The organism is Desulfobotulus pelophilus (genome assembly GCF_026155325.1).
Lineage (GTDB): Bacteria > Desulfobacterota > Desulfobacteria > Desulfobacterales > ASO4-4 > Desulfobotulus > Desulfobotulus pelophilus.
Map to the genome: position 1 here is coordinate 115,947 of NZ_JAPFPW010000010.1, position 20,508 is coordinate 136,454.

Here is a 20,508-nt window from a genome sequence, read left to right on the forward strand (position 1 = left end):
CGGATTTTCCATCTAATGCATCATCCCTGTTCTAGCATATTATGAAGAAGCACCGGAGACACGTGGAGTCAGGCCTTCCTGAGGCGTGCCCCCGGGGATCCTGCCCGGAGCTCTTGCAAATATGGCCACCAGCACACCAACAGAACAGGCAATACCCGCCACAAGGAAAGCATTTTCAAAACCAATGGCTATGGAAAGCCTTGGCGCCGTAAGGGCGGCAACACCATAAAAAAGGAAAATGGCCCCATAATTATTACCCACATTAGCAAGGCCAAACCATTCTGCCGTAAGCGTTGGCAGCATGGCGGCAAGCCCACCGAAACAAAAACCCACCACACAGGTCGCCACCAGGAAACCTGCATAGGTCATAGGTATCAATGCCATGTAAAACATAGCCAGGCTCAGCAGCACAAAATTAGCAAGTATGGAAGGCTTTCTTCCATACTTGTCCGATATCCATCCCCACCCAAGACGACCACAGGCATTGAACAAAGCGATGGTCACAACAGCATTCCCTGCGGCAGCAAGACTTAATCCAAGCATGCTCATGCCGATATTGGCAGCAACGCTGATGATCATCAAAGCAGCGGCACTGCCAAAAAACATCCAGACAACCAGCATATAAAACTGAGGAGTCCGCATAGCCTGAGCCGTTGAAAAACGACGGCTCCCAGCGGGGGCTGCCCCTCCCTTAACAACAGGAGGCGTCCAGCCGGGAGGCCTGTAACCTGCTGGAGGTACAGACAGAGCCATGGCACCCGTAACAATCAGAACGCCATAAATACACCCCAGATACAGGAAGGACTGGGACACCCCAAAGTTTTCTATAAAAATCAGAATAACAGGTTTGAATACCATACCCCCCACCCCCAGAGCAGCCAGTATAAGCCCTGTTATCAAACCTCTTTTTTCCGGGAACCATTTCACGCAGGTAGCAAGGGGAGTAACATAGGCCGCACCAATTCCGATACCTGCAATCACACCATAGGTAAGGTACAGAAAATAAATATTGGTGGCAAAGCTGGCCAGCCCCACCCCAAGCCCCGTGAGAACACCGCCGATAACGGCCACCTTACGTGGTCCAATCCTGTCCTGTATCCGACCAGCTATGATAACAGCCAGTGAAAAGCATGCCAGCGTAATCGAAAAAGTAAACACTGTGTCCCCCGGCGTCCACCCATAGGCTTCCACCAGAGGTCTGTTGAAAAGGCTCCATGTGTAGATGGCACCGAGACTGAGCTGCATGAGGAGAGAGCCTCCCACCACAAGCCATCGGTTGACAACTTTTGTTTCCTGAGCGTTTGCTTCCATGAATGCCCCCTTTGACAGGTTGGTTTAAATAATGATCCTTTTGATAAACATCGTTTAGCAGGATAGTGCAAAATAACCGGAAATCCTCCCTCAGAGGAGAGATGGGGGGGGAGGAAGGATTTCCGGCAGGGGAGAGAAAGGGCCAACCCTATAAAGCCCTTTTATCTCATACAGCCATGCGGATATCACGGGTCAAAACAGAAGGATGCAGCTTCCGCTTCCATATATTCATGCGTGACGCTTCCTGCATCAGTTCTTCCCTGTAATCGGGATGGGCAATGGCGATCAGCGCTTCCGCCCTCTCCCAGGTGCTCTTACCCTTGAGATTGGCCATACCGTGCTCCGTTACAACCCAGTGAGTCACCGTTCGGGGCAAAGTAACAATGGTACCGGGTTCCAGCGTAGGACGGATCCGACTCTTACGGTTTCCATTTTTATCCGTTGTTGTGGAACGCAGGCAGATAAAACTTTGCCCTCCTTCAGAATGATAACAGCCAAAGGCGAAATCAAACTGACCGCCCGTACCTGAAATCTGGCGAATACCCGAAGATTCACTGGAAATCTGACCGTACAGATCCACTTCCACCGCATTATTGATGGAGACCGCCCTGGGGTTGGATGCAATACGGGCAGGTGCATTCACATAGTCCACTGGGAAACTGGCACAAAGGGAATTATGATGAATGAAATCATAAAGCCTTTGGGTTCCGAGGGCAAAGGTATAGGTCATTTTGCCCGGAAGATCCCGCTTGAAACGCCCGGAGATACGACCGGCTTCATACATGTCAATATAGCTGTCCACAAGCATTTCCGTATGCACACCCAGATCCCGGATACCGGAATCGGCGATGAGGCGGCCGATGGCATTGGGAAGCCCGCCAATTCCCAGTTGCAGGCAGGCTCCGTCGGGTATACGGGCCACGACATGTTCTGCTATTTTCATGTCTTCTGCCGATACCGCCGGCTCCTTGAGACAAAACAGGGGAGAATTGTCCGATTCCACCACATAATCCACCTCGGAAATATGCAATGCTTCATCATATCCACCCTGACATACCGGTATACTGGTATTGACCTCGACAATGACCGTACGGGCACTTTCCGCCTGAGCTCGCTGTATGGAGTTGGCGACTCCATAGTTGAAGAACCCATTTTTGTCCATGGGAGCACAGCGAACCATAAAAACGTCCGTTTCAATATCCCGCTCATAGTAACGGGGGCCTTCATGATAAAGAACGGGAATGTAACTGCACAAACCCTTATCGTGAAGAATGCGGTCGCCACCCGTAAAATGCCAGTTATTATAGATAAAATGTTCACCGCCGGGGTCTGCCGTAGCCACGGCTGCAAGACCGGGGAAACCCACAGCCCGAACTTTCACCTCTTCCAGCTCCTCCGCCCTTCTCGCAAGGGCCGCATCCAGTGTCAGCGGAGCACATAAAAAATTTCCATAATCCACCCACTGGCCCGAACGAATCAGGGATACGGCTTTCTCAACGGAGACTTTTTTGGCATGATAAAGGGCCTGCACGTCCATGATGACCTCCTTTGGTTGGTGGTGCCCAAGCGGCATTCGACTATATGCCAACCATATGCAAAACAGAGGCCAAAAACATAAAGCACCGAAATAATAAGACTTGTCGAAACACGCAAGATGCTTTGCAGCATAAACAGCAAAACCATACGACAAAAGTGCCGCATGGTTTTGCAAAAAATAAACACTGTTTACAAGCGCGCCCTGTGATTGCGGCCGAGTTTGACGTTACGACATTAATGCCGTATGGTACGACACATACGCCGCACTATTCACCCCGCAGGTCATACCGCGCCATTTTACGCTCCAAAGTTCTTCGGTCAATTCCCAGCATTTCTGCCGTATGTCCCCGATGCCCCTTACAGCGCCTCAGAGTTTCCATAAGAATCTCCCGTTCACGCATAAACAGACGCTCCTTGAGATTCTGTATCTCTCCAGGCCGCATTTCTCCATTTACATCCCCTTCTTCCATAAGGGGCAGATCCAGGCTTCCCAAAGTCACATAACGCTGGAGAACATTCTGAAGTTCACGCACATTCCCGGGCCACGTATATTTTGAAAAAGCTTCCATTATTCTGGCATCCAGTTTTGGCAACCCACCATCATGTTCCATGGCCGAAAGAAAATGCTCCACAAGAAGGGGAATGTCAGACGTTCTTTTTCGCAACGCTGGCAGATGAATGGGAATGATATGAAGCCGGTAGAAAAAATCCTGACGCATCCGGCCTTCCGCAACCATACCCTCCATATTCCGGTGGGTTGCCGCGATGATACGGATATCCGTTCTGACATGTTCCCTTCCGCCCAGAGGTCTGAAACCATTTCCTTCCAAGGCCCTCAATAATTTTACCTGCATGGACAGAGGAATCTCGCCCACCTCATCCAGAAACAGTGTACCGCCGCCTGCCATCTCGAGAAGCCCTTTTTTGTCTTCCGCAGCCCCGGTAAACGCGCCTTTTTTATAGCCAAAAAATTCACTTTCCATAAGGGTTTCCGGAATAGCACCGCAATTTACAGGAACAAAAGGCTTATCCGCTCGCGGACTCAGGCCGTGGATAGCCTGCGCCACCAGCTCCTTTCCCGTACCCGACTCTCCGCGAATCACCACAGCCGCACCACTCCCCGCGGCCTGCAGAATACGATCGTAAACACACTGCATTTCAGGGCTTTTCCCTACAATACCGTGAAAGCGGTAACGATCCTTCATGCTGGATTTGAGTCGTTCATTCTCTTCCATCAGCAAGGCAGCCCGGGAACGCATGCGCTCCTCAGCCATCTTTCTTTCCGTAATATCCACCATAACGGTCTGGCGAAGCAGTACGGACCCGTCTTCACCACCAATCGGAGTAGTAACAATGCTGTACCAGCGTTCATCCAGAGGGTCAAGCCGCTCCACTTCCAGGGTTTTCCCTGAAAACACCTCATCATTTTCACACCAGAGGCAGGGCTCCGTCCGACCATACACCACCTCATAACAAGGTCCGGAGTTCGCATCCTTTCCCGTCCGCTCCCCAAGCGGCCCGTTGATATAGGCCAGACGATAGTCCCTGTGGCAGGTATAGAGAAAACCGGTAAAATGCTCCACAATGGCACGGAATTCGGCTTCCCGCTGGCGCAGGGTTTTCACAACTTCCTTTTCGGCAGTCACATTCACAAGGGTTGCCACGCTGGTCGTGGTGCCCCGTATCATATCCAGCTTAATCAGAATATCATGGATCTGGCCATCCCTGTTCATAAGGCGACACTCATACTCACCGGGAGCTGCAGCAGGATCATTCCGGCGCAGATGGTGATAGCGCATCATCCTTTCAAGGTCCTCTTTCACGGCAAACCGAAGCCAGTCGATCTTACCTTCTATCTCTTCCTTCGAGTAACCAAGAAGCTCCTCGACCCTCTCATTGATACGGCTGATCGTATAATCTGCCTCTATGACAATGGTCGGTGCCGTCGATTTCTCAAAAATCATCCGATAAAAGCGGGCATCTTCTTCCGCTTTTTCCGCCCGTTCCTGCCAGACAACATTCTGACTGTCCTTCATAATGTGCTCCCCTCTTCCGGATCCTGCCAGACCCTTTCCCTCACGGTATCAGCCCTGTTCCCACACCCATCTGCAGGACTCATCAGAAGACCTTCCCATCCAGACAATCACAGCCACAGGTATTCCGCGCCAAGGGTCAGCCAGGCCACCAGAAGATACCGTCCCGCCTTTCCCATTGTCATAAAGATCAGAAAACGGGTGGTTTTCATTCCCAGCATTCCCGCAGCCAGCACAAGGGGATCACCGATCACCGGTACCCATGAAAAAATCAGAACCCAGGATCCATACCGGGAAATCCATTCCCCTGAACGCTGTCTCTTTTCATCGGAAATACCCAGATAACGACCCGCGTTTCCTCCAACCCAGAGACCGATGTAAAAGGTAGTGACAGCGCCCAGAACATTACCCAGAGTCGCCGCAAATACCGAAGTCACAGGATCTTTACCATTCAGAAGGGCTGCGATAAGCAGCACCTCCGAAGCACCCGGCAACAGGGTAGCGGCAATAAAGGCAGACAGAAAAAGCCCCGCCAGCCAAAGCTCATCGGAAAAAGAAAACAGTGTATTCAAAATGATTACCGCTTTAAAGTATAAAAGTTCAGATCACCCGTCACACGGACAGGCGTACACCTTACCATACAGGACAAAAGGGCCTGCATCCCTGATGCAGTACAGCGGCGGGGGAATGGAAAAACTCTTTTTTTACTGTAATTCGGAAGAGGGAATTGGCTTTCAGCCTATTCTTTGCCCTTTCTTGACGCTGAGCATCTTCCCCCGTATACTTTCTGCCGTATTCTTTTGTCCCCTCAGGCCAACAAACACGGAGGTTCTATGGAGTCCCTGGAAGAGTTTATAGCAACAACCATTGATGTATGGAACAATGGATTCATGGGTATTCCCATAGCGCGGTATCTTGCAGCGGCCAGCATCCTGCTCTTTTTTCTCATGCTCAGACGTACGGTGGTTCAGTGGTCCCTCAATTATCTGAAAAAATTAAGCGGCAAAACATCTACCCGACTTGACGATGAAATTGTTGCTTCCCTTGAGCCTCCCATAAGGCTGCTCCCTATCATCCTTGGCATATTTTTGGGACTGCGCTTTCTTCAACTGGAGGGATCAGCCGCCCTCTTTTCTGAAAAATTCGTACGATCCATGATTGCCTTCATGATTTTCTGGGCACTTCTCTCCGCCGTCCCTCCCATTTTCAGACTGATGGACCATGTCAAAGCCCATGTGGGAGCCGCCCTTCTTGACTGGGCTCACAAAGCCGTAAAAGTCGCCATCGTTGTCATAGGAGCGGCTACCATACTGGATATGTGGGGCATTAAAGTCGGCCCCATTCTGGCGGGCTTTGGTCTTTTTGGCATTGCCGTTGCCCTGGGAGCTCAGGATCTGTTTAAAAACCTCATATCAGGCATTCTCATTCTGACCGAACGCCGCTTCGGTATAGGCGACTGGGTACATGTGGAGGGTGTAGTGGAAGGAACGGTGGAAGAAATCGGCTTCCGGTCAACCCGGATCCGTCGTTTCGACAAAGCACCGGTCTTTGTCCCCAATGCAAGACTTTCCGATAATACACTCACCAATTATTCATCCATGACCCACCGGAGAATTTTCTGGACCATCGGTCTTGAATACCGCACCACCCTTGAAAGCCTTCGCAGAATACGGGATCGGATCGAAGCCCATCTTCTTGAGAATAAAGCCTTTGTCAATCCACCGGAAGTTCCTCTTTTTGTCCGCATAGACCGTTTTTCCGATTCTTCCATCGACATTATGATCTACTGTTTTACCCGCACAACCTTGTGGGGTGAATGGCTGGTCGCCAAAGAGTCTCTTGCCCTTGAAATTAAAGCCATTGTGGAACAGGAGGGAGCCTCATTTGCCTTCCCGAGCCGGTCTCTTTACTTCGAAAACATGCCGGATACGGAACAGGCACAGGTCTTTATTCCACCCGCTTACCAGGAAAAAACCCTATGATGCCACTCTGTCATCAGCTTCTTCAGCTGGCCGAAAGGGCAAGACAACTCCATGGTTTTCTTTCTGCCTCAGAACAATGCATAGGAGGGAACCTTGATCTTGATTATGTGATGATCAGACCATCCGTCCCGTTGGCCGAAAAAGTTTCTGTCAATGAATCCAGACCCACGGCCCGCTTTCCCATGGCGCACACCCAGACTGTTCCGGAAGGCCCCCTTTTCATGGATGTACCCGGTGATAACGGGATCGCTCCAGAGATACTGCAGCAGATCGCCGATATGACCGGACGTATTGCTCAGGTTCTGCACAGAAATATTTCCACCTATGAACACCTTCGCATGTATAAAACCGTTTTTGAAACAACGGGGACGGGTACTATCATCATTGAACAGGACATGACCATCACCTGTGCCAATGCAAGATTCCAGGAAATGACAGGATACACCCGGGAAGAAATCCATGGAAAAAAACGATGGTCTGAGTTCATTGTTCCCGAAGACCGGGACCGCATGCAACAATACCATTACGGACGACGAAAACCGGGGAATAAGGTTCCTACGGAATATGAATGTCGAATTACAGACCGTCATGGTCGCATCATGGACATTTACATGAAAGTAGGGGTTATTCCCGAAACCCAGAGAAGCATTGCCTCCTTTCTGGATATCACCACACGGAAACAGGCAGAGAACTCCCTGCGCCAGCGGGAATCCCAGCTGAACGCCATCATCGAAAACTTTGAGGGCTTTATTTTTATCTATACCCGGGATCTGCGGGTACGGTACATGAACCGGCTCCTGACCGAACGTATAGGCATGGATGCAACGGGAGCTCTCTGTGAAGACGCCCTGCCGGGCCTGGAGAGTCTGTTTACCTTACCCGTAAGGGAAAGGGTCTTCAGCGGAGAGACCCTTCGCATGGAAATTGAATGCACCCCCACCAGCCAGTGGTTTTATGCGGTCAGCTCCCCTATTTTTGACAGCAGCGGATTCGTGGATCGCATTCAGGTCATGCTGATTGATGTCACCCTCAGCAAAATGGCAGAAGCCGCCCTGAAAGAAAGGGAAGCAACGCTTCAAAAGGAGAACAAGCTCTTACGCTCCGGCCTGAGGGACAGGTACAAGTTCGGCAACATCATAGGCAAAAGCCCGAAAATGCAAGATGTTTATGACCTTATACTAAAAGCTGCCGCCTCCAGCGCCAATGTCATCATTCTTGGAGAATCCGGTACGGGTAAAGAACTGGTGGCACAGGCCATTCATCAGCTCAGTTCAAGAAAGGACAAGGCCTTTGTGGTTGTCAATTGCGGAGCCATTCCCGAAAATCTCATGGAAAGTGAATTTTTCGGCCATGTCAGGGGCGCATTTACCGGCGCTGTGACAGATAAAAAAGGCTACATGGATATGGCGGACGGAGGCACTCTTTTTCTGGATGAAATCGGCGAACTACCCCTTTCTTTACAGGTAAAGCTTCTCCGCGCCCTGGAAGGAGGCGGCTATACACCCGTTGGCATGTCCACCCGTAAAGATAGCGATGTACGCATACTGGCCGCTACCAACAGGGATCTGAGGGATCATGTTCGCAAAAATCTGATGCGGGAAGATTTTTTTTATCGCATTCACATCATCCCCATCCTTCTCCCCCCCCTGCGTAAAAGACTGGAAGATATTCCTCTTCTCATTGATCATTTTGTTAAAGAATTCGACACCCAAACTCCGCCCCCCCCTATTTCCGCACGGCTCATGGAAGCTTTTTCCAACTATAGCTGGCCAGGTAATGTCCGCGAACTTCAAAACACACTCCATCGCTATCTCACCCTTGGTAAAATCGACTTTCCAGGAACGGACCAAACCGGCTCAACCTCTGGTGCCGACCAGGATATGTCCGAAAAAAACGAAAATAACCAAGACCTTAAAGAGGCAATGGATAATTTTGAACGCGCCCTTCTTCTGCAAACTCTCAAAGAACAGCACTGGCACAAAGGACGTACGGCAGAAGTGCTGGGTATCCACAGAAAAACACTTTTCACCAAACTTCGCCAACATGGCATCGGCTAAAAAGGTGAGGAGCCTGCCCGATTTGGGGCGTTAAGACCCCAACACTTCATGGAACACTGTTTTTACATGTTTTATCTCGTTCCCTTCGCCAAACATGTGGTAGAAACACCTCAATATTTTCACCCTTCCAACTCCCCGGCTACCTTTTCCCCCTCCTATTCCGGGGATTTTTCATTCTTCAGAGCAGGATCAGAAAACAGTTCCTGCCCCCCCACATGAAAAAGAAGCAAAAACCAATACAAACACATGTAATTCAAAGAAAAACATCCATACAAAAACGATAAAAAGCCAGCCAGCACCCTAAGAATCCGGTTCCATAACAACGACAAAAAACAGCTTTTTTCCTCCTCTACCAAAAACATGGCACAATTTTAGCATCCTATCATACACATACCTGCGCAACTTATGAACAAAGTGCGCAAAGCCCGGTAGCCGGAAAACCAGCCCCCTTCCCCAGACCATCAAGGAGGATACATGAGCTCTTATCAGGAAGCTTACAGCAAAAAAATGCGCCGCCCGGAAGAGGCTGTGCGACACATTCAGTCCGGAGACTGGGTTGATTACGGTAACTTTGCCTGTGCCCCCCTGACGCTGGATGCCGCTCTGGCCGAGCGTGTCGGTGAGCTGGAGAATGTCAAGGTAAGAGCCATGACATTCCCCGGTCTTGCCGCCGTTGCCAAAGCCGATCCCACGGCTACCCGATTCATTTACAACAACTGGCATTTTTCCGGTGGTGACCGTAAACTCCATGATGCCGGCAACTGCTTTTATGTCCCCTTCCTTTTTCATGAAGGTCCGGGCTACTATGACATCATTGATTCCGATGTTTTCTGCGTTGCCGTTGCTCCCATGGATTCCAGGGGATATTTCAATTTCGGCTCCTCCAACTCCATACAGATGGCCGTGGCGCGGAGAGCCAAAAAAGTTATTGTGGAAATCAACCGCAGCATCCCCCACTGTTACGGTGGATTCAACGAGGGTATCCATATTGATCAGGTAGACATGATAGTGGAATCCGATCACAGACCCCTTTTCCAGCTGCCCTCCACCAATCCGTCAGAGATTGACACCCGCATAGCAGGGCTGATCATGGAAGATATTCAGGATGGCTCCTGCATTCAGCTGGGTATTGGGGGTATGCCCAATGCCGTGGGCAAAATGATTGCGGAATCGGACCTGAAAGACCTTGGCGTACATACGGAAATGCTGGCCGACTCCTTTGTGGATATGTTTGAGGCGGGACGCATCACCTGCAAATATACCCGCTACTGTCCCGGTAAAATGGCCTACACCTTTGCACTGGGCTCCCAGAAGCTCTATGATTTTCTGGACCAGAACCCCTTCTGCGCCAGCTATTCCGTTGATTTTGTCAATAAGCCTTCCCATATCTCCATGAATGACAATATGGTTGCCATTAACAATGCGGTAGAAGTGGACCTTTTCGGTCAGGTGTCCAGCGAATCTTCAGGGTATCGCCACATTTCCGGAACAGGCGGTCAGTTTGACTACACCTTTGGTGCTTACCATGCCCCCGGCGGAAAGAGCTTCATCTGCCTTTCCTCCACAACCAAAGACAAAAACGGCCATCTCATTTCCCGTATTCGCCCCACAATGGCACCGGGATCCATCATCACCGTTCCGAGAACTGTGGTGCACTGGGTGGTTACGGAACATGGCAAGGTAAACCTCAAAGGAAAATCCACATGGGAAAGGGCCGAAGCCCTCATTTCCATCGCCCATCCGGACTTTCGTGACGAACTCATTCAGGAAGCCCAAAACATGGGAATCTGGCGTGCCGGTGACAGGAAAAACAGAATCCAGGTTCCGGGGAGCACATTAAAAAGCGCATGAAATTCAATAAGATCTGGACCAAAGATTCCCGTAGTGTCAGACTGAACAGATCAAGGGCATTGCAAAAAACCATAAAACATGGTTTTAGGGTTGAGTCATTGTTTTATTCCACTGTCCGGGCTCCAGCTCCGTGCCACGGCGAAAGCCTGAGCCCTTTGCATGGAATACCGGGAATCACCCGTCCCTTTCTGACTCCGGAAGTTTGCGCATATGCGGTGCCTGCCATCTGGATGACACCGCCTCCAAGTACCATAGATTCATTTACCAAAATCCCCAAAAGGAGATTCCAATGGCCCAATTGATTGCTGACCGTCGCGATGTGGATTTTGTCCTTCATGAACAGTTTGAAGTGGCAGAGCTTGCCAAAAACGATGCCTTCGCCGAGTTCAACCGCAAAACCATCGACCTCATCGTTACAGAGGCCCGGAACCTGGCCATCAAGGAAGTTCTTCCCCTGCAGAAAATCAGTGATGCGGGATGTGAATTTGACGCAGGCATTGTACGAGTGCCGGAGGCCTACCACAAAGTATACAAGACCTATTGTGAAGGTGAGTGGCTGGCCATGAGCGATTCTCCGGAATGGGGCGGACAGGGCATGCCTAAAGCCGTGGGACTGGCAGCCAATGAATATTTTTATGGCGCCTGCAACTCGTTCATGCTCTTCAACATGCTGACCCATGGTGCGGCACGGCTGGTGGAAAGTTTTGGAACGGATGAGCAGAAAAAAGTCTACTTAAAAAATATGTATTCCGGTAAATGGTCCGGGACCATGCTTCTCACAGAACCCGATGCCGGATCTGACGTGGGTGCCCTCACCACCGTTGCAAAGCGCAACCCCGATGGCACCTATTCCATCAGCGGATCTAAAATTTTCATCTCCGGCGGCGAACAGGATATGGTGGAAAACATCATCCACCCCACCCTGGCCCGCATTGAAGGCGCACCTGCCGGAACCCGGGGCATATCCCTCTTCCTTGTTCCCAAATACCGTGTCAATCCGGATGGAACTCCCGGTGAATTCAACGATGTCGTCTGTACCGGCATTGAGCACAAAATGGGCCTGCACGGTAACAGCACCTGCTCCCTCACCCTGGGCGGCAAGGGCCAGTGCATCGGCACCCTCATCGGAGAAGAGAACAAGGGCATGGCGGCCATGTTCCAGATGATGAATGAAGCCCGCCAGATGGTAGGGCTTCAGGGCTTTGCCAATGCCACCGCTTCCTTCACCTATGCGCTGGATTATGCCCGCCAGCGCATACAGACCAAGCACATGACCGATCCTCCCGAAGCAGGACCTGCTGCCATTATCCGCCATCCGGATGTACGCAGACAGCTCATGCTCATGAAAAGCTATGTGGAAGGCATGCGCAGCCTGATCTATTTCAACGGTATGGTTCAGGACCAGCACCATCTTGCGGACAGTGCAGAAGAAAAAGAACGCCTGCGGAATCTTGAAGAGGTACTGACTCCCATCATCAAAGGCTACATTACGGATAAAGCCTTCGAAGTGTGTTCCCATGGGGTACAGGTTTACGGAGGGTACGGTTACATCGAAGAATATCCCGTTGCCCAGCTTCTCCGCGATACCCGGATTTTCCAGCTGTATGAAGGCACCAACGGTATCCAGTCCATCGACCTTGTGGGCCGCAAAATGGGCATGAAAAAAGGTACCGCATTCATGGCCTTTCTGGAAGAAATCCGCAAAACCATTGAAATGGGCAAAGCCGTACCCAGCGTGAAACCTCTGGCAGACAATGTGGAAAAACTCTTTACTACCTATACGGAAACCGCTGCCATTCTGGGTAAGGCAGCGGGCAGTGAGAAGGTTCTGGATGCCTTTGCCTTCACCCATCCCTTCCTTGAGGCAACGGGCGACCTTACCATGGCCTGGATGCTTCTGTGGAGGGCTGCTGTTGCCGCACCGAAAATCGGACAGAAGAAAAAAGATGATCTTTTCTATAACGGTCAGGTAACCACCGCCCGTTTCTTCATCAATACCCAGCTGCCCATCACAGCGGGCAGGCTGGCCGCCATCCAGGTAATGGACGGAGCTGCCATTGCCATGGAAGATGCTTCCTTCGGCGGATAACAAAACGAATAAAGCCGGAGACCTCTGCAAGAGGTTCCGGCTTTCCCCCATGACTTCCGACAACGCCCCCGCCGGAAGTCGTATGCCGATGCATCCTCCCCGGTGCATCGGCATCTTTTTTCACCCCCCCCCATCCTGACTCTGGAGGGCCATGCGAACAGCCCTTGCAATATCCTTACGCACTACCGGCTTCATGACACAGTCCACAATTCCACCCTTCCGAAGGGTCTCCCTGCCCAGAGGATCGCTGAATCCGGAACAAAGAATGACAGGAAAACCGGGACGTATTTTCTGTATCTCTGCCGCCAGAACCGTTCCGGTCATTTTTGGCATGGTCTGATCCGTAATCAGCAGATCAAAATCATCCGGCATACGCCGGAAAATTTCCAGGGCCTCACTGCTGGACCAGCATCCAGTGACCTCGTATCCCAGACCTGTCAGGGTATCCTGCAGCATTTCCACAATCAGATCCTCGTCATCCACCAGAAGAATGTGCTCCCTGCCACCCGCTATAATCTCCTGACCGTCATCACCCAGACTGCGCTCCTCCATCTCTGCAACGGGAAAATACACGGTGAAAAGGCTGCCTTTGCCCGGCGTACTGCTGACCTGTATGTCTCCGCCGCAACCCGTAACAATACCATGGACCGTAGCCAGACCGAGCCCCGTTCCCTTTCCCTGTTCCTTGGTCGTAAAGTAGGGGTCAAACATCCTTTCCATGGTAAGGGCATCCATACCCATACCCGTATCCCCCACCGTCAGCACCTGCCATCTGCCCGCACGGATAGCCGTCGGATGCGCATCCAGAAAGGTGCCTTCCGAAAGAGTTATGGTTTTCAGCCCCACACACATAACCCCCCCGTCTTCCATGGCATGGTACGCGTTGGTGCACAGGTTCATCACCACCTGATGAATCTGAGTGGGATCGGCCAGAATGCGGGCATCTCCGGCTTCAATATCATGGCGGATTTCCACCGTAGACGGAATGGACGCCCTCAGAAGCTTTAAGGCTTCCTTCACGATGGAATGGACATAAATGGTGCGGCGTTCCGTATCACTTCTGCGGCTGAAGGTAAGAATCTGCCAGACCAGCTCCCTTGCCCTGTGAGCCGCAGAAAAAATACTTTTCAGATATCTGTGTTCAATACGGTCTGAATCGATACTTTCCAGAGCCAGTTCCGTGAATCCAATGATGGGGAAAAGAATATTATTAAAATCATGGGCAATACCACCGGCAAGCGTACCGATGGCCTCCATTTTCTGGGCCTGACGAAGCTGACGCTCCAGGTTCCGCTCCAGGCTCACGTCCCTCTTAACAGCCACAAAGTTGATAATATTTCCCGCATTATCCAGAATGGGGGAAATACTGACTTCCTCATCGTAACAGGACCCATCCCGTTTCCGGTTGGTAATGTACCCCTGCCACACCCGGCCGGCAAAAAGGGTCTGCCACATTTCATCATAGAAACTTTTACCATGGTAACCACTCTTCAGGATGGCTGGTGTTTTTCCCATTACCTCATCCCGATGCCATCCTGTGATACGCTCGAATGCAGGGTTCACATAAAGAATATTGGCTTGGCGGTCAGTGACCAGAATGCTTTCCGCCACCTGCTCAATGGCTGCGGAAAGCCGTATACGGTCCACTTCGGCATGGATACGTCCCGTCACATCCGATGCAACGCCGGAGGCTCCCACTACCGTACCCGACGTATCCCACAAAGGAGACCCGCTGATTTCAAAATATCGTTCGCCTATCTCTACCGTAATGGAAACGCTATCGCCCCCAAGTACTTTCTCAATACTTCTGAGCATCGGGGGCAGGTCTGCGTATCGCTCCTTCGTCAGGACCCCCACAAAACCATTGGCAGGCATCACAACGGACTGCGTTCCCTTCCCTTCAAAAAGAGAAATACGGCCTTCCGCATCCATAGCCCATAAGATCACCGGAAGATTGGCCAGTACGCTGTGAAGCCGACCTTTTGTTTCAACAAGGGAATGCTCTCCCTTTACCTGCTCGGAAACATCATCCAGTCCCACCACAATCATATCCAGCTCGCCATCCTCACGCCACAGGGTGGCTGCATTGATGGAAAGATAGATTCGCCGTCCCCTGCCTTCAACCATGGTATGGCGTATGTTATAAATGGGCTGCCGCCGCTCCCTGGCGAGAAAAAAGATTCTTTCTTCTCTGGGAACAGGACGGAGCTCATAATCCGTGATCTCCCAGCTGTCATCGGCAAAAGTCCGTTCCAGAACCTCAGCGATGTCCATACCCAGAATTTCCGTAATCTTCTGATTGGCAAAGATAATACGCCCCTGAGGATTCAGGGCCAGAATCCCGGCAGGGCTGGTCTCAACAACCTTGGAAAGAAAGGAACGCTCCTTGCGCAGCTGATACTCTGCTTCCCGAATATGATCAATGCCACGTACCACGGAAAGAATATGGGGGTCACCGTGAAGAAGGGTACGGGAAGCTGACACCAGAGCATGGATGATGCGGCCGTCTTTAGCCCGGAAGCGGGTCTCATAGTTTTCTATCTTCCCCTCGCTGCGTACCCGTTCAAGAACCGTATCCCGATCTGCCCTCTCTGCCCAAAGCTGTAAATCCGCTGTGGTCCTGCCCCGCACCTCCTCGGCCGCAAAACCCGTCATGCGGACAAAGCCGTCATTCACATCCACCAGCATATAATCCGACAGCCTTGTGAGGATAACGGCATCCGGTATGGTCTTGAATGCCACCCGGAAACGGCTTTCACTTTCCTTCAGGGCTCTGGTTGTCAGTACTTTACGAATGGCCAGAGAAAAGAGATCGGCCAGTTTCTCCATCACCCTGAGATCCGCATCCGTATACGGAAGATAACCATCGCCAATGGTGATCTGTCCCACCATGGCATCTCCTGCCATGGCAGAAACAGAAAGGAGGCAGGAAACGGGCATCTGGCCGTCACGGGTCGGTATGGACAGGGTTCGACCACTGTCACCACCATTGGCGTACAGGGGTTGCCCATGCCGCAGCACTTCGCCCCACACTCCGGAAAAATGTTCCAGAACAAGGGCCTCCGGCCTTATGATATGGCGGGAATTCAACTGGCCAGAGCCCACAGGGCATACCAGATGTCCCGTCAGAGGATCCAGATACCCTGCATAACCAAGACGACTTCCCGTCAGCTCATAGGCCGCTTCCAGTACATAAGAAGCCACCTCCTCCATATTGCCTGCAAGAATCAGGGAACGGGAATACCGGGCAAAAATCTCATCCACGCGGGATTTTCTGGACAGGGCTGTTTCCGCATGGGCTCTCGCCCTCAATTCACCCTTCATCCACAGGGACTGCCAGACAAAATAGAAGATGAGAATCATAAAAAGGGCCACGGAAACAGCCACAAACAGCAAAATCATGGGAAGACCCGCACCTGGGTGCCGGGCCATAAAAACGGCAAGCGTCCGTGTTTCAGAAAGAGACGTCGTTATTTGAAAAAGGGCTGGTGCATCGGGAAAGGAAAGCAGCTTTTCCACCCTGTATACATCTTCAGCAGGGAAATGAAAAAAATGATCCGGTATCCATGGGAGGTGGGGAGCCGCATCCATAAGAAGCTGAATCTCTCCCCCTTCCTTTCCGTAAAGGCGTATCCCCAGAATTCTGGGATCCTCCTTCACAAGGGCATGGAGAGCCGGTGAAAATTTTTCCACCTGGCCTTCTTCCGAGGCAAGCAGATGACTGATGACCCTTGCCATACGCTTTGCATTATCACGGAAATCCTTCTCCATCTGCCCGTTCAGGCGGACCACAGAGACAACAGAAACCCCTATCAGCAACAAAAAAGCAACCGCCGGTATTCCCCAGCCTTTTGCATTCCTTCTCAGCCATGCCATTACCTGTGTATCCTCTGCAATAGTTCACGGGTACCCGGTCCAAAAGGACTCTCCGGTCTGCGTGCAAAAAACCGGCCCGCAATTCAGGCCTCCCTCCGAGAGAAACCATGCCGGGCACCTTGCATACAAAACGTTTGATAAGGAACACAGACACCGGCGAAAGTCAAGTTTTCCCAAAAGAAAACAGGCATTTTCCAAAAAAAATTCAGAACTCACTATAGTGAAAAATTTCAAAATCAGAATCCATAAGCTCCGCAGCAACAAAAGAATCTGCCAAACCAATCAAATTATCTGCCATGGAATTCACATGGGCTGTCTCATTGCCCACCAAGGAAAATCCGATTTCCGCACGCTGGTGAATATCCTGACTGGCTACCTCGGCAATGGCTGCATTACAATGTTTTTTCAATTGTGCCATCAGACTACGGACAATTCCCCTCTTCTCCTTGAGGGAACGGCAGCCATGAAGCCTGTACACCAGTATACCCACAGCACAGACCATTCCCTTACCCTTTGCCGGTCTCTGATTTCTCATTTCTTTCCTCCACAGTAAACAAGTCCCTTCTTCGTTCAGCCCTGAGCCCTCCCATCGGTTTTTTCCAGCTTACCCTTCTTGGCTCCTTCCTGCAGCTTTTGTTTTCTCCCGCATAAAGACAAAAAAAAAGACCAGCCGAAGCTGATCTTTTCATATTTTTTTTGGAGGCGGCACCCGGATTTGAACCGGGGAATAAAGGCTTTGCAGGCCTCTGCCTTACCACTTGGCTATGCCGCCATAAAAATGGAGCGGGAAACGGGATTTGAACCCGCGACTTCAACCTTGGCAAGGTTGCACTCTACCACTGAGTTATTCCCGCTCAGTGAGAACGGGACTGTATTTAAGAAATCCCGATCTGTATGTCAATTGAAAAATGCACTCTTATCAAAAACCCAACAGAAATTCAGGCAAGCTGTCTGCGGGCGCGCAGGCCATAATCCACACCAGACCAGATGGTGAGTGCCAGAGCAACCCAGAGAACCCATGTGCCAACCATATGGAAATCCAGGCCGAAATAAGGATAATGCAACAGTAAAGGAATAATGGCTCCGATCTGAAAACCCGTTTTCCATTTAGCCACGTTTGTTGCTGCCACATCAGCACCACTGGAAGCCAGAATACTGCGAAGGCCGGTAATGGCAAGCTCCCTCCCGATAATAAGGCAAACAATCCACCCTTCCACACGGCCAAGACTTACCAGCATGATAAAAGCACTGGATATCAAAAGCTTATCCGCAAGAGGGTCCATAATTTTACCAAACTGGGAAATCAGACCCATGCGGCGGGCCATGAAACCATCCAGAAAATCCGTTATGGATGCCAGGGAAAAAACCAGAGCGGCAAAAAAAGCTGCCCATTTGCTGGGACTGAGCAGGATAACCACAAGAAGAGGAACAGATGCCACCCTGTATAACGTAAGGGCATTGGGATGGAGAACCTTTTCCACCCAGGGTTTACCTTCCAGTGTCATGTGAAAAAACCTTTAATTGTTGTGTCGTTGGCCCAGCGGGCATTTCTTTCACAGCCCATGCAGACTTGACTTCTGCATCACTTGGTTACACAATCGCATGTCTCTTTGCAACAGTCCTGATAAAGTTTTGCCTGATTACACCCGGAAACATAAGAAAAAGGACTCCGCAAATCGCTTCTTTCCGCATCAGCCCCCCCAGAACCAGGAGTATCCATGAATCAGGAAGAAATCATTTCTCTGCAAACCCGCATAGCTTATCAGGAAAAACTGCTGCAGGAACTCAGTGATGTGATCTTTGAACAGCAGAAGGAAATAGACCGGATTCAGCACCTGTACAAAATGCTGGACCACCGCCTGCAGTCTCTGGCGGAGAATGCCAGCCAGAATCCGGCCAGTGAAAAACCACCCCATTATTAAAGCACCACGCTCATATAATGGAATACCACCTGCGAAACCCGGTTTTTAAAATTTCCATACAGGAATTCTGCACACTCTGTTACAAATTGTAACAGACTCCACACAGACACAACCTTGCCCAATCCCTATATATACCGCAGATCAGCCGGGCATGGTATAAAAAACGGCCACCCTGAAGAGCAAGGATGGAAACATTTTCAGCAAAAGGGGAAACGCTTCCCATCCTTTCTTCGTATAAACCAACAACCGGGTTCATACTGCCAACACCCTCTTCTCCTGAACACGGAACCCCGGCATAACGACAGCCCAATACCCTTGACAGGTATTTTTCACCGTAACCCTTCAAGAAAGAGCAAACCTTGTCCATGCACAGAATCCCTTCTTTTTCTGCCAGAAAACCCGGCCGGTTGCATACAGCAAGGTCTCAGAACCTCCTCCGCAGAAGGGCTTTCTCTCCTATGCAACCCAGCCCTGATTCCCAAAACAGTAACTTCTTTACGGCTGTTTTTTGGATACTGCCTGTGCTGACCATCCTTTTTCTCACAACTTCTCTGCACGCGGACTCAGGCAAGCGTGCCTCCTTTACCCTTGATGAGCTCAATGCCATGGCTGTCCGGGAAGCCGATCGCATCCATATGGCAAGGGAATCCGTAAACATGGCAAAGGCCGTACAGGATCAGGCCAGATCCGCCATTCGTCCCCATATAGAAGCCTTTGGTTCTCACAGTTATTATCCGGACCCCGGCCATACGGATCCGGACCGCCTGAATACCTTCGGGCTGCGCCTCGGACAGAGCATCACCCTGAACGGAAAAGAATGGACGGCTCTGCAGATGAGCCGAAAAGCCATGGATCAGTCCGGCCGGGATCTTCAGACCATTACCACTGCCTATCTTCTGGAAGTAGGCAGCCGTTTTTATCAAATGATCCGCGCGGAAGAAGATATCCGCATTGAAGAAGCAGAAATCATCCGGCTTACACGGCATCTGGATGAAGTCCGTGCAAGGCTCCGCCTCAGCGATGCCACAAGGCCGGATCTGCTGCGCACCCAGGCCGCCCTTTCCGGAGCAAAAAGCCGCCACAGTGCGGCACGGGAAGTTCTTGCGGATCAGCGATCCATACTGATGGCCCTTGTCAATCTTCCAGCGGACTTCTCCCTCCTGCCTCCTCCGGCTGTTCAGGCATCACGGCCGGAGGAAAGCCTTGCGGATCTCATTCAGGAAGCGCTGGATACAAGGCCGGAAATGCAGTCACTGAAACTCAGCTGGGAAATGGCAGAAGATAAAATTATCATTGAAAAAGGAGGGCTCTGGCCCACCCTTTCCTGGTCCGCCCGGTATCAGGACACCCGCCCCTCCCCTTCCGAGCACAGCGATACGAACTCCCTTTCCGTGGGTCTTGAGCTGGCTGTCCCCCTGTACACCGGTGGCCTGATCCCTGCTCGTATCCGGGAAGCGGAAGCAGAAAAGCGTCTGGCAAGTTTTCAGTACAATCAGACAGTGCGGGATATCACTCTGGAAGTCCGACGGGCTTATCACAGCCTTGAAAAAGCCCTTGGCAGCCTGCAGGCACTGGAAGACCAGCTGCTCTTTGCCACGGAAAACTACCAGGCGGTCAGCCGCCAGTTTGAGGTGGGGCTTGCCAACATTGTGGACCTTATGGATGCCAACACTCTGATGCTCACAGCCCAGAGCAGCCTTATTGCAACCCGTCTGGAAACCCATCTGGCCCGTTTGTCACTGGACCATGCCACGGGCAGACTGAACCAATGGGCTCCAGCCCCAGAGCCCGGTTTCATCCGGCACACAAACTGAAAAATGAAATTTTATGCAAAAACAAGATACGGGTGGA

General features: G+C 51.1%; 13 protein-coding genes and 2 tRNA genes. 6 read left to right on the top strand and 9 right to left on the bottom strand.

Annotation, left to right across the window (positions count from 1 at the left end):
• Nucleotides 1-39: 39 nt before the first annotated feature.
• The 4 genes from OOT00_RS09940 to OOT00_RS09955 form a co-directional block, all read right to left on the bottom strand.
• Nucleotides 40-1,311 (bottom strand): L-lactate MFS transporter, encoded by a 1,272-nt coding sequence (locus OOT00_RS09940; protein WP_265425223.1) that lies wholly within the window; start codon nucleotides 1,309-1,311, stop codon nucleotides 40-42.
• A 166-nt stretch (nucleotides 1,312-1,477) separates the two neighbouring features.
• Nucleotides 1,478-2,848 (bottom strand): acetyl-CoA hydrolase/transferase family protein, encoded by a 1,371-nt coding sequence (locus OOT00_RS09945; protein ID WP_265425224.1) that lies wholly within the window; start codon nucleotides 2,846-2,848, stop codon nucleotides 1,478-1,480.
• 265 nt (nucleotides 2,849-3,113) lie between these two features.
• Nucleotides 3,114-4,883 (bottom strand): sigma 54-interacting transcriptional regulator, encoded by a 1,770-nt coding sequence (locus OOT00_RS09950; protein WP_265425225.1) that lies wholly within the window; start codon nucleotides 4,881-4,883, stop codon nucleotides 3,114-3,116.
• A 107-nt stretch (nucleotides 4,884-4,990) separates the two neighbouring features.
• On the bottom strand, nucleotides 4,991-5,452 hold the full coding sequence (locus tag OOT00_RS09955; protein ID WP_265425226.1) for a YqaA family protein: 462 nt from the start codon (nucleotides 5,450-5,452) through the stop codon (nucleotides 4,991-4,993).
• Between the two features lie 261 nt (nucleotides 5,453-5,713).
• On the opposite strand from OOT00_RS09955, the gene OOT00_RS09960 reads away from it, so the two are divergent.
• The 4 genes from OOT00_RS09960 to OOT00_RS09975 all read left to right on the top strand — a co-directional run bounded on the left by OOT00_RS09960 (nucleotide 5,714) and on the right by OOT00_RS09975 (nucleotide 12,859).
• A complete protein-coding gene (locus OOT00_RS09960; RefSeq protein WP_265425227.1) occupies nucleotides 5,714-6,862 on the top strand; it encodes a mechanosensitive ion channel family protein in 1,149 nt (382 codons plus the stop codon).
• Entirely contained in the window at nucleotides 6,859-8,919 is a 2,061-nt protein-coding gene (locus OOT00_RS09965; RefSeq protein ID WP_265425228.1) for a sigma 54-interacting transcriptional regulator, read from the top strand. Before OOT00_RS09960 ends, OOT00_RS09965 begins: the two co-directional genes overlap by 4 nt.
• 474 nt (nucleotides 8,920-9,393) lie before the next feature.
• Nucleotides 9,394-10,770 (top strand): acetyl-CoA hydrolase/transferase family protein, encoded by a 1,377-nt coding sequence (locus OOT00_RS09970; RefSeq protein ID WP_265425229.1) that lies wholly within the window; start codon nucleotides 9,394-9,396, stop codon nucleotides 10,768-10,770.
• Between the two features lie 289 nt (nucleotides 10,771-11,059).
• Nucleotides 11,060-12,859, top strand: coding sequence for an acyl-CoA dehydrogenase (locus OOT00_RS09975; protein ID WP_265425230.1), 1,800 nt, complete (start codon nucleotides 11,060-11,062; stop codon nucleotides 12,857-12,859).
• Between the two features lie 120 nt (nucleotides 12,860-12,979).
• Here OOT00_RS09975 and OOT00_RS09980 read toward each other — a convergent pair whose 3' ends face one another.
• The 5 genes from OOT00_RS09980 to pgsA all read right to left on the bottom strand — a co-directional run bounded on the left by OOT00_RS09980 (nucleotide 12,980) and on the right by pgsA (nucleotide 18,240).
• Nucleotides 12,980-16,735: a hybrid sensor histidine kinase/response regulator gene (locus tag OOT00_RS09980; RefSeq protein ID WP_265425231.1), complete on the bottom strand. Its 3,756-nt coding sequence runs from the start codon at nucleotides 16,733-16,735 to the stop codon at nucleotides 12,980-12,982.
• A gap of 205 nt (nucleotides 16,736-16,940) precedes the next feature.
• The gene (locus OOT00_RS09985) at nucleotides 16,941-17,270 is read right to left on the bottom strand and encodes a DUF503 domain-containing protein (protein WP_265425232.1); all 330 of its coding nucleotides are present in this window, start codon (nucleotides 17,268-17,270) and stop codon (nucleotides 16,941-16,943) included.
• A gap of 162 nt (nucleotides 17,271-17,432) precedes the next feature.
• Nucleotides 17,433-17,507 (bottom strand) — tRNA-Cys (locus tag OOT00_RS09990).
• Between the two features lie 7 nt (nucleotides 17,508-17,514).
• Nucleotides 17,515-17,589 (bottom strand) — tRNA-Gly (locus tag OOT00_RS09995).
• A gap of 84 nt (nucleotides 17,590-17,673) precedes the next feature.
• The gene (pgsA, locus tag OOT00_RS10000) at nucleotides 17,674-18,240 is read right to left on the bottom strand and encodes a CDP-diacylglycerol--glycerol-3-phosphate 3-phosphatidyltransferase (RefSeq protein ID WP_265425233.1); all 567 of its coding nucleotides are present in this window, start codon (nucleotides 18,238-18,240) and stop codon (nucleotides 17,674-17,676) included.
• A gap of 213 nt (nucleotides 18,241-18,453) precedes the next feature.
• Here pgsA and OOT00_RS10005 point away from each other — a divergent pair, with 213 nt between their 5' ends.
• Together OOT00_RS10005 and OOT00_RS10010 are read left to right on the top strand one after the other, a co-directional pair.
• Nucleotides 18,454-18,657: a SlyX family protein gene (locus tag OOT00_RS10005; protein ID WP_265425234.1), complete on the top strand. Its 204-nt coding sequence runs from the start codon at nucleotides 18,454-18,456 to the stop codon at nucleotides 18,655-18,657.
• Between the two features lie 458 nt (nucleotides 18,658-19,115).
• Nucleotides 19,116-20,471 (top strand): TolC family protein, encoded by a 1,356-nt coding sequence (locus tag OOT00_RS10010; protein ID WP_265425235.1) that lies wholly within the window; start codon nucleotides 19,116-19,118, stop codon nucleotides 20,469-20,471.
• Nucleotides 20,472-20,508 lie beyond the last annotated feature (37 nt).